General features: G+C 52.3%; 12 protein-coding genes. All 12 read left to right on the top strand.

Translation table 11 applies throughout. The annotated features are described in order from the left end of the window. The first annotated feature begins 243 nt into the window (after positions 1 to 243). The 12 genes from MRY86_RS15625 (at position 244) to MRY86_RS15570 (ending at position 16,289) form a co-directional block, all read left to right on the top strand. Positions 244 to 1,017 carry an SDR family oxidoreductase gene (locus MRY86_RS15625; RefSeq protein ID WP_293563563.1) on the top strand — a complete coding sequence of 258 codons (774 nt, stop codon included), beginning with the start codon at positions 244 to 246 and terminating at the stop codon, positions 1,015 to 1,017. A gap of 75 nt (positions 1,018 to 1,092) precedes the next feature. Next, on the top strand, positions 1,093 to 2,367 hold the full coding sequence (gene tyrS / locus MRY86_RS15620; RefSeq protein ID WP_293563564.1) for a tyrosine--tRNA ligase: 1,275 nt from the start codon (positions 1,093 to 1,095) through the stop codon (positions 2,365 to 2,367). 80 nt (positions 2,368 to 2,447) lie between these two features. Then, entirely contained in the window at positions 2,448 to 3,245 is a 798-nt protein-coding gene (locus MRY86_RS15615; RefSeq protein ID WP_293571631.1) for a PhzF family phenazine biosynthesis protein, read from the top strand. Between the two features lie 16 nt (positions 3,246 to 3,261). Further along, entirely contained in the window at positions 3,262 to 4,428 is a 1,167-nt protein-coding gene (locus MRY86_RS15610) for an aminotransferase class I/II-fold pyridoxal phosphate-dependent enzyme (RefSeq protein ID WP_293568720.1), read from the top strand. Between the two features lie 81 nt (positions 4,429 to 4,509). Beyond that, positions 4,510 to 6,021 (top strand): hypothetical protein, encoded by a 1,512-nt coding sequence (locus MRY86_RS15605; RefSeq protein ID WP_293568718.1) that lies wholly within the window; start codon positions 4,510 to 4,512, stop codon positions 6,019 to 6,021. Positions 6,022 to 6,039: 18 nt separating this feature from the next. After that, positions 6,040 to 8,460, top strand: a complete 2,421-nt coding sequence (locus tag MRY86_RS15600) for a DUF5723 family protein (RefSeq protein ID WP_293568716.1) — start codon at positions 6,040 to 6,042, stop codon at positions 8,458 to 8,460. Positions 8,461 to 8,518: 58 nt separating this feature from the next. Then, complete coding sequence (locus MRY86_RS15595; protein WP_293568714.1) at positions 8,519 to 9,211, top strand: NAD-dependent deacylase; 693 nt, start codon at positions 8,519 to 8,521, stop codon at positions 9,209 to 9,211. 103 nt (positions 9,212 to 9,314) lie between these two features. After that, entirely contained in the window at positions 9,315 to 11,363 is a 2,049-nt protein-coding gene (locus MRY86_RS15590) for a glycoside hydrolase family 97 protein (protein ID WP_293568713.1), read from the top strand. 155 nt (positions 11,364 to 11,518) lie between these two features. Continuing rightward, the gene (locus MRY86_RS15585; protein WP_293568711.1) at positions 11,519 to 12,763 is read left to right on the top strand and encodes an FtsX-like permease family protein; all 1,245 of its coding nucleotides are present in this window, start codon (positions 11,519 to 11,521) and stop codon (positions 12,761 to 12,763) included. Positions 12,764 to 12,820: 57 nt separating this feature from the next. Beyond that, positions 12,821 to 13,768, top strand: a complete 948-nt coding sequence (locus MRY86_RS15580) for a magnesium transporter CorA family protein (protein ID WP_293568709.1) — start codon at positions 12,821 to 12,823, stop codon at positions 13,766 to 13,768. 235 nt (positions 13,769 to 14,003) lie between these two features. Beyond that, positions 14,004 to 15,233, top strand: coding sequence for a DUF6089 family protein (locus tag MRY86_RS15575; RefSeq protein WP_293568707.1), 1,230 nt, complete (start codon positions 14,004 to 14,006; stop codon positions 15,231 to 15,233). Between the two features lie 87 nt (positions 15,234 to 15,320). Then, complete coding sequence (locus MRY86_RS15570) at positions 15,321 to 16,289, top strand: N(4)-(beta-N-acetylglucosaminyl)-L-asparaginase (RefSeq protein WP_293568705.1); 969 nt, start codon at positions 15,321 to 15,323, stop codon at positions 16,287 to 16,289. Positions 16,290 to 16,426 lie beyond the last annotated feature (137 nt).

The following is a 16,426-nucleotide window of genomic DNA, read 5'->3' as shown; positions in this document are numbered from 1 at the left end:
AGGAGCATAGCCTAAGCTAAGTGACTGAAGAGTAACGAAGTGCAGGATAAAATTTGGCAAATGCAGCCCAATGGGTGAAATCCCAACATAGTCTAAATTTCCACCCTCGGCCAACCTGCTTCCCTTCTTGCCTCGTAGTAAATATTGAAGAACGGCTGATTGTAGTGCCAGTATCACTACGCCAGTAGGGTATGTACCGGATAGTTGTCAATTTCTTAGTATTTTACTTCAAAATAAAAAGGTATGAAACTGGACTGGATAGCCGGCAAAGGTGCCATCGTTACCGGCGGTGCTTCCGGCATTGGGCGGGGCATCGCGCTGGAAGCCGGCAAAGCGGGGGCAAAAGTGCTTATTGCCGACCTCAATGCCGAAATGGGACAGGAAACGGTGGAAATGATTGAAGCCGAAGGCGGGCAGGCGCTTTTCATTCCCACAGACGTGACCGACAGCCGCTCCCTGGAAACTTTTTCCACTCAGGCAGCCGCCTACGCTCCGGTCTGCTACCTGGCGAATTCGGTGGGGTTGCAAACTTACGGGACGGTGGATACGACTTCGGAGGCCGATTGGGACCGTACTATTGATGTCAACCTGAAGGGCATGTTCCTGTCCACCAAAATCATTCTTCCACTCATTCGGAAAAACGGAGGCGGGGGCATTGTCCACATCAGCTCCATACAGGGCAAGCGCTGCCAGAGAAACGTACTGGCGTATTCCACCTCCAAGGGCGCTGTAATCGCCATGACCCGGTCAATGGGCATTGACCACGCCGCGGAGGGAATTTATATCAACTGTATCTGCCCGGGCTCTATTGACACGCCTATGCTGCGGTACGGTGCTGGTGAGCACGGCCCGGCAAACGAGATCATCGCCGAATGGGGGCGCAATCATCCTATCGGGCGGGTAGGGCAGCCGGAGGAGGTGGCTAAAACCACACTTTTTCTGTGGAGCCCGGATTCTAACTTCATAGTCGGGAAGGCCCTAAATATAGACGGTGGTTTGGGTAGTGTTATATTTTAGCCTTCAGGAACTTCTGAGAGAGATCGTTAGTTTGGTAGAAAAAATTAACTTTGCGCCAAACGAATCCAAGCTCAAATGGACTTTCTGAAAGAACTGGAATGGAGGGGGATGTTACACGATGCGACCCCCGGCATCGAAGAGGTATTGCAATCGGGAAAGGTAGCTGGCTACATTGGCTTTGACCCTACTGCCCCTTCACTGACTATTGGTAATTATGTACAGTTGATGCTGCTGACCCTTTTTCAGCGCTCGGGGCATCAGCCGGTTGTGCTTATGGGTGGCGCTACGGGCCGTATCGGCGACCCTTCCGGAAAAGATAAGGAACGCGAGCTGAAGTCTTACGATGAGCTGGACAATAACCTGCAGCATCAGGTGCGGCAGATGGAAAAATTCATCAATTTCACAGAAGGCGAGAATAAGGCGATCCTGGTCAATAACCTGGACTTCTACAAGGACATGAACATCCTGGACTTTCTGCGCGATGTGGGCAAGACCCTGACCGTGAATTACATGAGTTCCAAAGAGTCCGTAAAGAAACGCCTGGAGACGGGGCTGTCCTTTACTGAATTCAGCTACCAATTGCTACAGGCTTACGATTTTCAGCTGTTGTTCAATAAGCACAACTGCATCTTGCAAATGGGTGGGTCTGATCAGTGGGGCAATATCACGAGTGGCACGGAGTTCATCCGCCGCAACCTCAATGAGAAAGCCTATGCTGTCACCACTCCGCTGCTGACCAAGGCCGATGGCAGCAAGTTTGGCAAATCCGCTGAAGGCAACATCTGGCTGGACGGAGGACTGACCACGCCTTATCAGTTCTATCAGTTCTGGATCAACGCTGCAGATGCCGACGTCCCTAAGTTTACCCGCTACTTCACTTTGCATACGCAGGAGGAGATCGAGGCCCGGGAAGCCGAGCACGCAGGCAATCCACAGGAACTCAAACGCCTGCTGGCGGAGGAACTGACCATCCGCATCCACTCTGAGGAAGCCTACCGCTCGGTGCTGAAAGTGACAGAATTGCTTTTCAACCGAAAGGCGAGCAAGGAACAACTGCTTGAGTTGTCGGAAAGCGAACTCAAGACCGTAGCTGCAGAGATTCCAAGCTTTACCTTACCGAAGGATGCTTTGGCAGGCGGAGCCAATATTGTAGACCTGCTGGCAGAGCACACCCAAGTTGTGGCGTCCAAAGGAGATGCCCGCCGCGCGATTAAAGGCAATGCCATCAGCGTGAATAAGGAGAAGGTGAGCGACCATGATGCGGTCATTACCCAAGAAGCCCTGCTGCACGGTAGATACCTTATGGTCGAAAATGGCAAGAAGAACAAATTCATTCTTGAAGCAGAATAATGGAAAGTACAGGGGTTGAGTAGTTTAACTTGTCCCCGGGTTGCCTTCCTTCTGATCCTGAGATCCCCAATTCATATCCTATGCCCGGTCCACGAAATATTCCGATTTATCAGATTGACGCTTTCGCCAGCCAACAATTTAAGGGAAACCCTGCCGCTGTCTGTCCGATGGATGTCTGGTTGCCGGATGCCACTCTGCAGGCTATTGCTGCCGAGAATAACCTTTCAGAAACGGCTTTCTTTATTCCCGGAGGTGAAGCAGATTATGAACTGCGCTGGTTTACCCCGGCTATTGAAGTGGACCTGTGCGGTCATGCGACTCTGGCTGCCGCACACTGTTTGTTTACCCACTTAGGGCACCCGCATAAAAGTATCACCTTCGGTTCCCGCAGCGGCTTGCTCACGGTGACCAAGGAAGGGGAGGAGTACATGCTCGACTTCCCGGTAGACAATATCGAAACCGTGGTAGCACCCCGAGCCCTCAAAGACGCACTGGGTACAGAGCCCGTGGAGGTACTGATGGGGCGGGACGATTTTCTGGTCGTCCTCGAATCAGAAGCAGATGTTGCCCAGCTAGCTCCTGACCTTCGTTTGCTGAAACAAGTCCGTTGCAGAGGCGTGATCGTGACCGCACCGGGCAGTACCACCGATTTCGTTTCCCGATGTTTTTACCCGGCTGCCGGGGTTGACGAGGACCCGGTTACCGGTTCTGCACATACCACAATGACACCTTACTGGGCAGAACGCCTCTCGAAGCAGGAGCTTACCGCCCGTCAGTTAAGCAAAAGAGGCGGCAACCTGCGCTGCACTATGCTTGGAGAGCGGGTCGCCATTTCTGGTAAGGCGGTCACCTATATGAAAGGTGAAATTTTTGTTTAGAAAACGGATGGCACTTATGCACCTTAGCGAAATTCTTATGCACCTTGGCGAGGAACGCCACAACTACTTTAACGCGGTTTCCCCACCGGTTATGCAGACCAGTAATTTCGCTTTTGATACGTTGGATGATTTCCGGCAAGCTATTGCTCAGGAGGCTCAGCAACCAGTGTACTCCCGGGGCCACAACCCCACTGTCGCTATTTTGCGCAAAAAGCTGGCTGCCCTGGAGCACGCTGAGGATGCACTGGTTTTCGGCAGTGGTATGGGCGCTATATCTGCCGCTATACTGGCGCATTGCAAGGCCGGCGGGCATATTGTAAGTATAGCCAAGCCCTACTCCTGGACCCACAGTATACTGGTCAACTACCTGCCCCGTTTTGGCGTATCCCACACCTTTGTCGACGGCACAGACCCAGAGCAAATCGAAGCCGCTATTCAGGATAATACAACTTTGCTTTATCTGGAGAGTCCGAATTCCATGACGTTCGAACTGCAGGACCTTGAGGCCTGCGCGGCTATCGCCAAAAAGCATGGCATCCCTACCTGCATCGACAATAGCTATGCCTCACCGATATTTCAAAACCCTATCGACTTTGGTATCGATATGGTTGTCCACTCCGGTACCAAATACCTCAACGGTCATAGCGATGTCGTATTCGGTGTGCTCTGCGGAAGCCATGAAACCATAGGGCGCGTCTTTACCGGAGAGTACATGACCCTGGGCGGCGTTCTTTCCCCACACGATGCGAGTTTGGTCATACGCGGGCTGCGGACGCTGGAGCTCCGGATGCAGCGCACGCATGAAAGTGCCCTGGAAATCGCCCAACAGCTGGAGGGGCACCCTGCCGTTGGCAAGGTCTTGCACCCTTGGTTGCCGTCCTTCCCACAGAACGAGCTGGCCCGGAGGCAGATGACCGGAGCCGGAGGCTTGTTTTCCTTCTATTTGGATGCCGATACCTTCCGGCAGGCAGAGCGCTTTTTCGAGGGCCTGGAGCGGTTCCTGCTGGCGGTTTCCTGGGGCGGGCACGAGTCGCTCGTCATGCCAGCAACTGCCTTTTACGGAGTGCCCGGACGAGAGGACTCCACCACGCCCTGGAACCTGGTCCGTTTATACATTGGATTGGAAGACCCAGCCTGGTTATGGGAGGGGCTTGAGAAAGGCTTTCAGCGGATGAAAGCCTAAGCCTGTAACATTTGGCAGGTTTATGCGTAAACCTTTGCGGTGGGGTCATTACCTTTATATGGCCCAAGCAAAGAAAATACTATGAAAAATCTACCCTCTATCTGGTTAGCCCTCCTGGTGATGGCTGGACTTGCCAGTTGTTTCCCAGACCGGTTTGAAGTAGCAGAGCCCGATGATTGGAATCCTGCTTTTGGTGTGCCGCTCATTAATACTTCCTTCAGTATCAATGATTTGCTTGATGACCTGGATGATGGCAGCCTTATCCAAACCGATTTTGGCAACCGGCTTACCATTGTTTATCAGGACCGTATTGAAGCGAGGCCAGCGTTTGAATTAGACCCGCTTCCCACCATTCCTGTACCAATCGCGGAGAAAGAACAAATTGTGGAATACCAGGCACCTGGCGATTACCGCTATGAAATCATCCGGTTGAAAGCCGGGCAGTTTGCCTATACTGTGCTTAACCCTTTCCCGGATACCGTTGCATTTACCCTCACTTTTTCGAACCTGCAGATTGATGGCAACAGCCTTTCTGTGTCCGCAACGCTGCCTCCCGCAGATATGAGCGGCGCTTCGGAAACAGTAAGCACGCTGGATTTGACAGGCTATGAATTGATACTGGATCAAGACATTGAAACGACCTACACCGCAAACCGGGTCAGCGATAACAGCCCGGTCGATCTTCCGCCTTTTTTGACCTCCATCAGCGGGATGGACTACAGCTACATACAGGGTTATTTTGGAAAATTTGATGTAAGCCTGCCGGGGGATTCTCTGGAATTTGCCTTTCTGGACAATTGGGAAGCCGGTGAGCTGGAGTTTCTGGAGCCGGTCATCAGCCTGACGTTCTACAACACCATGGGCATCCCTCTGGAACTGCGGTCAGACACTTTCGACCTGCATACTTACCGGAATGGCATTGTGGCGCTGGATAACCCCATGCTCGACAGTGGACTGCTGTTTGCATTCCCCTACATTGACGAGGTCGGAGAAGCCAAACCTACGATGCTCCGCCTGGATTCTGATAATTCCAACATCGTATCTGCCATATCCGGCGTGCCTTATCAGCTGGACTATGCCTTTAGCGCAGTGGCTAACCCTTATGAAAACAACCTCATAACCAATCACCTTACGGATTCCGTCAAGGTAGATATTGATGTCGAAGTGGAAATACCGCTGTACGCACGAGCTAGTGGCTTTCGGATTGTCGATACCTTTGAGGTCGACCTTTCCGATCTGGAGGATTTAGACCGCCTCGGCTTCAAAATGGTGGCGGATAATGGTTTCCCGCTTGAGCTGGGCATGCAATTACAGTTTATGGACGGCAGTGGGATGGTTTTTGATTCCCTTTTCCAGGAAGGCCCGCGCCTGGTGGCAAGTGGCAACCTGCGCCCGGACGGCTCTGTCTCCACGAGCAAAGAATCCATTCTGGAAAGTGAGCTCAACGGCACTCAGCTGGAGCAAATCCTGAGCCGAACCGCTGATGCCCGGATCATTGCCACACTCGAAAGCCCCAACGGAGGCGCTGACGCTGCCCGATTGTTGAATACTTACACCCTTGGCGTTAGGCTGGGTATCCTTGCCGGATTTTAACCTCAAAAACCCCTCGTTATGTATCGTTTTATAATCACTGCTTTGCTGCTTCTGATGGGTTGGGTGCTTCCGGCTCAGGAATACGGGCTGTTCCAAATGCGCGATGTTTGGAATGCCAGCCATCTTAACCCTGGCTTTTTCCCCCGTCAGGAATTCATTGTTTCGCTGCCTTCAGTGCATACCAGTTTGAATGCGATTGGCATCAATCAGGAGCGGCTATTTGAATACAACAGCGCGGAGAATACCAATTACCTCAACCTGGATGGTGTGGTAGGCGAGCTGGAACGCGATTTGGTCCTGAAGAACTCTACTATAGTTGATGGGCTGGGCGTAGGCGGCAGAGTCGGCAAGTTTTTCGTCAGCCTGTCCACGAGTAGTGTAATGGATGCTGAATTCACCCTTCCGGAAGCCCTGCTGCAAACGGTATGGGAAGGGACTGAGCAATACCTTGATCAGCCCCTCAATATCGGTCCATCAGTTGATCTGATCGCGTATCAGAAAATTGGGCTGGGCCTGAACTATGAAGTCAATCCAAGGCTCGCAGTAGGCCTGCGTATCAACCGTTTGCTGGGTGCTGGAAGTTTTGTGACCAACCGCAGCGGGCTGACCCTGATGCAGAGCAGCGATATTTACCAAACGACTGCCGAGCTGGACTATGAAGCCTTTTATTATGGTGCCGGGCAATTCAACCTGCTCGATCAGACCATAGAAGGATTTGAGAATTTCGGTGATGCGCTGGACACGGATGGCGTGGAGCCGGAAGGCGGTGCCGGGCTGCGGCGGTTTACCAATGGCAATACCGGCTGGTCATTCGATCTGGGGGCAGAGTACCTCATGGGCGACCGGCTGACCCTATCTGCATCCCTGCTCAACCTGGGCAGCATCCGTTGGAAAAATGCCACACAAAAAGTCAACCTGACGGGCACCGTCAACTTTGAAGGCGTGGATGCCGCTAACTTGGACGATGGAGAAGACTTTGAAGTGGTCCCCGGCATTGATACGGTAGGCACCTTTGAAGCCACCTCGAATGTCGCTTACACGCAGGCCCTTGCGCCCCGCACTTACCTGGGCGCGAATTATCAGCTCTTCCCTTTTTGGGATGTCGGTGGGCTTTTGTACAATGAGTTTTTTACCGGCGGCACCTTCACAGCCCTTTCTTTGAGTACCCGGTTTTCTTTAGGGCGTATTCTCAGTGTAGGCGGCGTTTACACCATGCAAAACGGTACTTTTAACAGCCTGGGGGCCAATGCAGCCCTTAAACTGGGGCCGCTTCAGGTTTATGCCATTGCTGACAACCTGTCTGCTGTGACCAATGAGGAGCGCCTCGATGGAGCGAACTTCCGGGCAGGGCTCAATTTGACTTTTGGGCGCAAACAATCAGATTTAAAACTGGCTGCTGCGCGTGGTTTGGATTCGGAAATGCCCGAACCTGTTAACGTGCCTGCTAAAACTCAGCCTGCCGAAGCGCCGGTAGCTGCTGAGGCACCGGAAGCGGAGGCCACAATTGCGGAGCCTGAGCCCGCTACGACCGAGATTATAGCCACCGATGCCCCTGAGCCATCCGCACAGGCACCATTGCTCACCTACCCTGATGAAGAAGACAACTACCCGGAGAACCACCCCGCTAACGCAGATGGGCTAAAACTTTTCCCCTTTAAGCTTGAACTACGGGACAATCAGGACCTTGGGCTGGTTGAAGAGGCGAGCGTAGACGTTTACCGGATAGAACAAGGAGGGTATTACAAACTCATACAGACGGAAGCAGCTTTTGGTGGCCGGATAAATATGCAGCTCTCTGCCGAACGGGCACCTTATCAGGCCGTTGTGAAATCTGCCAGCTACGACAGCCTTATTGTCGACTTCCAGCCGGAGCGGAAATCCTCTTTGAACCAGGTCGTTTTCCTGATTGCCGCCGAAGAAGAGACCGCAAATGATGCAGCAGCCTCAGAGGTACCTGACTCACCTGAAAGCCCGGAAACCCCTGATCAGCCAAAGCCTGAAGCAGAATCACAGGCGCCTGCTCCCGCAGCTGAACTCAGCGGATCAGCGCCCGAAACCCTTGTCCCTGAAGCGGTGGAAACACCGGCACCCGAACCGATGCCCGAACAGGCACCGCTAACGGAAACAGCGCCTGAGCCCGAAATGCCAGCGAATGAACCGGAGCCTGCTGTTGATATTGAACCTGAAAAAGCTGTGACTGCATCTGATGAAGCAGAGAGCGGGTACCCCATCGCTTACGCGCCACCCTACGCCACTTACCTGCTGACACAGCGGACGAGCCTGCGGGAAGCCCCCAATTCCAGTTCGGGCGTCATTTCCCGTATGCCGGTAGATACGGAGTTGAAATTGCTGGAAAAAACCAACCAGTGGTGGTGGAAAGTCTCTATGGGCGGTTGGGATGGTTATGTAAAAGCAGCCCTGCTCAAGTTGAGGGATTAGTTTTTACAGTCTGCACCGATTGTGTATCTTTAGGAATCTAATTTTCAGTGCAAACGATATGGACAAACTAGTGATATTGACCGGCGCCGGGATGAGCGCCGAAAGCGGCATAAAGACCTTTCGGGACGATGACGGTCTTTGGGAAGGGCATGATGTCATGGAAGTGGCTTCTCCTCAGGGCTGGCGCAATAATCCTGAGCTGGTACTGGATTTTTACAATCAGCGCCGGCGTCAACTGCATGAGGTGAGGCCGAATTCCGGACACGAAGCCCTCTCTGCTCTGGAGGATATTTTCAATACGACCGTTGTTACTCAGAATGTAGACGACCTGCACGAGCGGGGTGGGAGCAGCAATGTGCTCCATTTGCACGGCGAACTTTTCAAGGTGCGCAGCACAAAGCACCCGGAATTGGTCTACGACTGGAAAGAAGACCTCAATATTGGCGATACCTGTGAAAAAGGCCATCAGCTCCGGCCTCATATCGTTTGGTTTGGAGAAGCTGTTCCTATGTTGGAGGAGGCTGCGCTGGAAGTTCTGGATGCGGATATCATTATGATCATTGGCAGCTCCATGCAGGTTTATCCTGCTGCCGGACTGGTCGGTTTCGCTCAGAAAGCCCGGAAAATTTACTACGTTGACCCTAACCCTTCCATCAATTACGAACTGAGCCTGATTGCTGATCTGAAGGTGATCGATGCCCCTGCTACACAGGGGGTGCCTGCTGTGGTGGAAGATTTGATGAAAGTGTAGGCTTTTAGTACAACAACGAAATCCAACTAAATATATGAGATACCATTGGTGCCTTCCCCTGTTGGCCGCTGTTCTGCTGCCCAGCTGCGCAAAAGACAAAGAAATGGACAAGATATTGGAAATCTCTTCTCCAAGTGGCGATTTGCAATTACAATTTACGCTTACTGAAGAAGGAGAGCCGGTCTACTGGGCCCGGTATAGAGAGGCCGCCCTTCTGGACACCTCTGCTTTGGGATTTGAGCTGGTAGATGCACCAAGCCTTCGCACCGGCTTTGAAATGACAGACTATTCCACTCGGGCCGTGAATGACGTGTGGGAAATGCCCTGGGGCGAGCAGCGGGAAGTGTCCAACAACTATAACGAGCTTGCTGTGGAGGTCCGTGAAATACCGCCGCCCAATCGCAAGATGCGCCTGATCTTCCGGATCTACGATGATGGCTTTGGCTTCCGGTATGAATTTCCGGAACAGGAAGGGCTGGAAGCCTTGGAAATTGCCGAGGAGCGTACCGAGTTTCAACTCACTGGCAACCACACTGCCTGGTGGATTCCCGGCGACTGGGATATTTACGAACATTTGTACAATGAGACCTCTGTCTCTGGCATTGATGCGCTGAGCAAGCGGGATCATCCCAATCTGGCCCAAACCTTCATACCCGTCAATGCGGTGAATACGCCGGTGACGATGCGGACAGCAGACGGGCTGCACCTGAGTTTCCATGAAGCTGCCCTGACGGACTACGCAGGCATGACGCTTATGGTGGACAATGACACCTACAAGCTTACCAGTAATTTGGTCGGTTCAGAGCGCACGCCTTATAAGGTAAAGCGGAAACTGCCCTTCCATACCCCATGGCGTACCGTACAGGTAAGCCCCGATGCCGGCGGCCTGATCGAATCCAACCTGATTGTAAACCTCAATGAGCCCAATCAATTGGGCGATGTGGAGTGGTTTAAGCCCACCAAGTACGTGGGGATTTGGTGGGAAATGCACCTCGGCAAGTCTTCCTGGGATATGGCCAGCGGCAAACACGGCGCAACCACTGAAAATGCAAAGCGCTACATCGACTTCGCTGCTGAAAACAATATCGGGTCAGTGCTTGTGGAAGGCTGGAATACCGGTTGGGAACACTGGATCGGCTTTGAGGACCGGGAGGGCGTATTTGACTTTGTGACACCCTACGAAGACTATGACCTGGAGGAGGTGGTGGGTTACGCCAAAGAGAAAGGCGTAGAAATGATTATGCACCACGAAACCTCAGCCGCGCCGCGTACCTACGAGCAGCAGCTCGATACCGCCTACGCCCTTATGCAACGCCTGGGCATCCACAGCGTAAAAACAGGCTACGTGGGTAAAATCATCCCAGCCGGAGAGTACCACCACGGCCAGTGGATGGTCAACCATTACCGCAAGGTGCTGGAAACGGCAGCCGAATATGAAGTGGCCGTTAATGCCCATGAGCCGATCAAAGCTACTGGCATACGGCGTACTTTCCCGAATGCGATTTCCCGGGAAGGCTTACGTGGGCAGGAATTCAATGCCTGGTCGGTGGAAGGCGGTAACCCTCCCGATCATTTGCCCACGGTTGCTTTTACCCGCATGCTGGCTGGCCCAATAGATTTTACGCCGGGCATTTTTAACATGAAGCTGGCACCATATAAGGAAGAAAGCCAGATCAACACTACGCTGGCCCATCAGTTAGCCCTCTATGTGGTCATCTATAGTCCGGTGCAGATGGCAGCCGACCTGCCCGAGCACTACGAAGACCATCCCGCCTTCGAGTTCATCCGGGAGGTTGGCGTAGATTGGGAGCAGAGCAAAGTGCTCAACGGTGAGGTTGGCGACTACGTGACCATCGCCCGTCAGGAGCGCGGGACTGATCGCTGGTTCCTGGGCAGCATTACCGATGAGCAGGAGCGCTCCCTTGAAGCTTCACTGGACTTCCTGCCCGCAGGGGCCAATTACAAAGTGACCATCTACAGGGATGGAGAGGGCGCTCACTGGGATGAAAACCCTTCTGCTTTCCTCATTGAGTCCTTTCTGGTAGACCAGAGCACGACCCTGAAGCTGGACCTGGCGCCGGGAGGCGGCACAGCCGTTACACTGGAACCTGCTACAGCGGAAGACGAAGAGCGTTTGCAGACTTACCGGTAACCGGCCTGGGCCTGCAAGGAGTAATCTCTTCGGGCCCCGGCAATTACATTTCGTACCGTATTTGTCAAAGAATCGGTTATCTTTGGCCGTATATGAATTTCCCGTATTTCATAGCAAAGCGAGTTGCCGGCTCCGGTCAGGCATCCTTTTCGCGCTTGATCATTCGGATCGCTGTGGTGGCTATCGCCCTGAGTGTAACGGTCATGATTTGCTCCAATGCGCTGATTGCCGGGTTTAAGCAGGAAATCCGAGCTAAAATCTTTGGCTTCTGGGGACACATTCATATTACCGACACGGACATCAACCAGTCCATGCTCGAAGCTTTTCCCATCAAAAAAGATCAGGATTTTTATCCGCATTTGGATACGATCAAAGGCGTTTCCTACCGCATGCAGGAACCCTTCATGGGCAAACGGGTGGAACGGACGTACACCACAAAGGGCGGCATCCGGCACATTCAGGTGTTTGCCATCAAGCCCGGGATCATCGAGGCAGGCAAGGGAGAAGATCAGGACATCGAAGGCATCATTCTTAAGGGAGTAGGTGAAGACTTCGACTGGGCATTTATGGATCAGTATATCAAGCGAGGTAAGCGGTTGTCACTTCCGGAGGAGGAAATGTCGCGGGATATCCTGATTTCTGCCCAAACAGCCAAACGCCTTCAGGTCGATACCGGGGATACTTTTATTGTCCACTTTGTAGAGAAGGGCGAGCAGTTGCAGCGCCGTTTTTTCGTTAGCGGGGTTTACCGGACGGGGCTTGAAGAGTACGATCAGAAGTTTGCGCTGGTGGACATCCGGCAGATACAGCGCCTGCTGGGCTGGACAAAAGATCAGGTTAGTGGCTTTGAAGTCTTTATTGATGATATTGATGACCTGGAGGCTTATACTGACTACATTTACTACGAAGAGCTGCCTGCTGACCTGTATGCCGAAAGCATCCGCCGGAAACTACCGGAAATATTCGACTGGCTGGACCTTCAGGATATCAATGAGGTCGTCATCTTATCACTGATGGTGATTGTGGCAATCATTAATATGGTTACAGCGCTGATGATCTTGATTTTGGAGCGCACCAATATGATTGGTACCCTCAAAGCGCTGGGGACCTCCAACTGGGGCATTCGCAAGGTCTTCCTGTATTACGCGGCCTATATTATCGTAGTGGGGCTTTTTTGGGGCAACCTCTTCGGCATTGGGCTGTGTGTGCTGCAGGATCAGTTTGAGCTCATCCGGCTTTCAGAAGAAAACTACTACCTAAGCACGGCTCCGATTGCACTGCAGGCTTTACCTATTTTGATGATTAATCTGGGTACCCTTGTCATTACGCTGGTTTTTCTGTTATTGCCTTCCTATCTGGTCAGCAGCATAAGCCCTGTCAAAGCCATTAGGTTTAAGTGATGATAAATTGTATGTTTGTGGACGAAGTCCGATTCCTCAAATTGACCAAGAGCAGCCATGATCCGGTACTACACCAAAGAGGACAGAACGCTACGGGAGCTTGAAGAGCCGCAGTATGGCTGCTGGGTGAACATCTCTCCGCCATTCAGCCACGAGGAACTGGAAGAGCTTTCTCAGCAATTTGATATCCCACTCGACTTCTTAACCGACTCCCTTGACATTGACGAACGATCGCGCTACGAGCGGGAGGACGACATCCGCCTCATTGTGGTAAATACGCCCATTCTCAATGAGATAGAGGAAGAAAACGATGCCATTTACATTACCGTTCCGATCGGTATCATTCTGACGCCAGACCAGTTTATCACAATTACGGCTTACGAAAACCCGGTCCTGCAGTTGTTCCTGGACGGTAAGGTCCGCGGCTTCAACACCAATGACGAAAGTGCATTCGTGCTTCAAATCATGGAGCAAAATGTCTACCGCTTTCTGACCTGTCTGAAAAAACTTAACCTTAAGCGGAACCTGATTGAAAAGGAGCTTTACGACTCCAGCCGGAATAAAGAACTCAAGCAGCTCCTCAGCATTGAAAAGAGCCTCGTCTACTTCGTGAACTCCCTCAGCGCCAACGAACTGCTGAAAATGAAGATGAAGCGTACGGACTTCCTTAAAATCCGGGATGATGAGGACAAATCCGACCTTTTTGAGGATATCATCATCGACAACAGTCAGGCCCTTGAAATGGCGAACATTTACACCAATATCCTGAACGGGACGATGGACGCTTACGGCTCGATTATCTCCAACAACCTCAATATCACCATTCGGCGGCTCACGCTGATTACCATTATTTTGATGGTGCCTACACTAGTGGCCTCGTTTTACGGGATGAACATCCCCTTGCCATTAGAAGGCAAGCCCTACGCCCTTCCAATCATCGTTGCGGTATCGATAAGCCTTAGCCTGCTTGTCACCTGGTACTTTCAACGCAAACGGCTGTTTTAGGAACCGATGGAATCTTGTTAATTGTTATTCGTTTTTTTGGTATGTGACACATAAGCCGTACCTTGCATTGTGTAATTATTCCCCCCTTCACGAGAGAAAACGCCCAGATACCCCAATTCGGGGGCACATCCATCCATTCGTCCAGCATAAACAACATTAAGGTCGTTACAAAAAGTAACGGGAAAACGTGGTATAAGCCGGAGGGAGCTTTCCGGCATATTGAATTCGATAAACAATGAGGCTACACACGATTTACTTCACAGCCCTGGCGGTTCTGTTGCTGGGGCAGATGCAGGCGCAACCTGCAAAATGGGAAGGCGGTTTCCTGGCTGGCCTTTCGGGCTATCAGGGGGAGCTCACCGAAACGATGTTCCCGGAACTGGACGAAACAGGAGGGCTGTACGGGTTTCTGGCCCGGTACCACCTGCATCCGGAGTGGGCCATCCGCACCCATCTTACTTATACTGAACTGAGCGGCGTAGACCTGCCCCGCTTCACCAACAGAAACTATAGCTTTCAATCCTCGATAGGCACTGCTGCATTGGCGGTTGAGTGGGAGCCCTTTGGGCAGCGCCGGTATCCGGGGCCAAGGCAGTTCAAACGGGTCCTTTCTCCTTATTTGTACATCGGCGGCGGCTGGGTAGGGTATACCGCAGAAGCGAACTTCGACAGCGCCAATACGGAATTCAAATCAGAGGGCATTGCCAAAGATCAGGCTCAGTCCTACCCAAAGCATGGATTTATACTCCCTGTAGGTGTAGGGCTTAAAGCCGATGTCACCCGTAGCATGGTGGTAGGCTTCGAATTCAGCACGGCCACCGCATTTACGGACCATCTGGACGGTATTAGCGAAGCCGGGAACCCTGCCACGCCGGACTGGCTGCCTTCAGGGGCGCTTACGGTTACGTTCCGGCTTTTGCCAAAAGATCAGGACAGGGACGGGATTGCCGATGAAGAAGACCATTGCCCAAAGATCAAAGGCAACTGGTCGGCATTCGGCTGTCCGGATAAAGATGGAGATGGCGTGGAAGATCTCGAGGATCTGTGCCTGGGCGAGCCCGGCCCACGTAGCCTCAACGGCTGCCCGGATACGGACCTCGATGGCATTGCTGACCGGGAGGACAGATGCCCAAACATCAAAGGCAGCAAACAAACGCAAGGCTGCCCGGATTCAGACGGCGATGGATTAGCAGACATGGATGACCACTGCCCAAGGTTGTCTGGTCCTTTAGGGCGTTTCGGTTGCCCGGTCCTGGATACCGATGCCGATGGCGTACTGACGGATGAAGCATTGGTCTGTCAGGGCAGCGCCGAGGCTGTCCGGCTAAAAATTCTGGAAGAAACCTATGAGCCTCTTTTTGAATGGCTGAAGCAACTGCGTGCCCCCGCCAAAAAACCGCTTCCTCAAGAATTGCCACTGCCCACTATCCTGCCTTCGCAAGCTACTGGTGTGTTCAACTTTTGAATAATTTTTCAAAAGAATTTGTACCTTTCCCATGACAGAAACCTGCCCGGGGCAGTTTCCATTGACCAAATAATAACCAAAACACATATGTCTTCCAGAAGGAAATTTATTGAAAAAGTGCTTGGAGGGACCATCGGGCTAACCGTTGCTCCTGCTCTGCTTCGGGCAAAAAGTGGAAAAAATGCCGAAGGCCCCGTCGTGATCTCTACCTGGAACAACGTCAATGCGAACCGGGCAGCCTGGGCGGCTTTAGCTTCCGGGAAGCCCGCTTTAGATGCGGTGGAAGAAGGGGTAAAGACTGTTGAAGCCGATCCAAAAGATATGTCTGTAGGGTACGGAGGGCGGCCGGACCGGGACGGGCACGTAACCCTCGACGCGAGCATTATGAATGCCGCGGGAGATTGCGGTTCGGTTTGCTTTTTACAAGACATTAAGCATCCCATTTCAGTAGCACGCAAGGTCATGGAAGACACACCACATGTCATGCTTGCCGGCGCAGGCGCACGTCAGTTTGCGCTGGAGAATGGGTTTCAGGAAGAAAATCTGCTCACACCGGAGGCGGAGAAAGCCTGGAAAGTCTGGCAAAAAGAAGCGAAGTACAAGCCTATTATCAATATTGAGAACCACGATACCATTGGAATGCTGGCTATGGATCAGCAAGGAGACCTCTCCGGTGCCTGTACCACCTCCGGGCTCGCTTTCAAAATGCATGGCAGGGTGGGAGACTCACCGATTATTGGCGCAGGCTTGTTTGTCGATAACGAAGTTGGTGGTGCGGTGGCTACAGGAATGGGAGAAGCGATTGTCAAGGTATGTGGCTCCTTTCTCGTCGTGGAGCTGATGCGGCAGGGCCGTACCGCAGAAGAAGCCTGTAGAGCGGCTGTAGAGCGCGTGGTGAAAAAGCAGAAAAACTACGAAGAATTTCAGGTGTGTTTTCTAGCCTTGCGGAAGGACGGCACCTACGGAGGCTATGCGTTGCATAAGGGTTTCACCTATGCGATCTCCACCGAGCCTGAGCCAAAAATCACCAAAAGTTCCTTTTACTTATCCCGGTAAACGTAATTCAGGATTTATTTTCGGGGCGGCTTGTTTACGTGCAGCCTCTTGCTGCTTTACGGGATTTCTTCGCTTACCTCAGTTGGGGCACACTTTGCGGAGGTTTGCGTATTTTTTAGGTGTGACCGATTTTCAAT

It is taken from the genome of Phaeodactylibacter sp. (assembly GCF_022763345.1).
GTDB lineage: Bacteria > Bacteroidota > Bacteroidia > Chitinophagales > Saprospiraceae > Phaeodactylibacter.
Note: the sequence above shows the minus strand (reverse complement) of the source record. Positions and strands in the feature narration are given on the sequence as shown.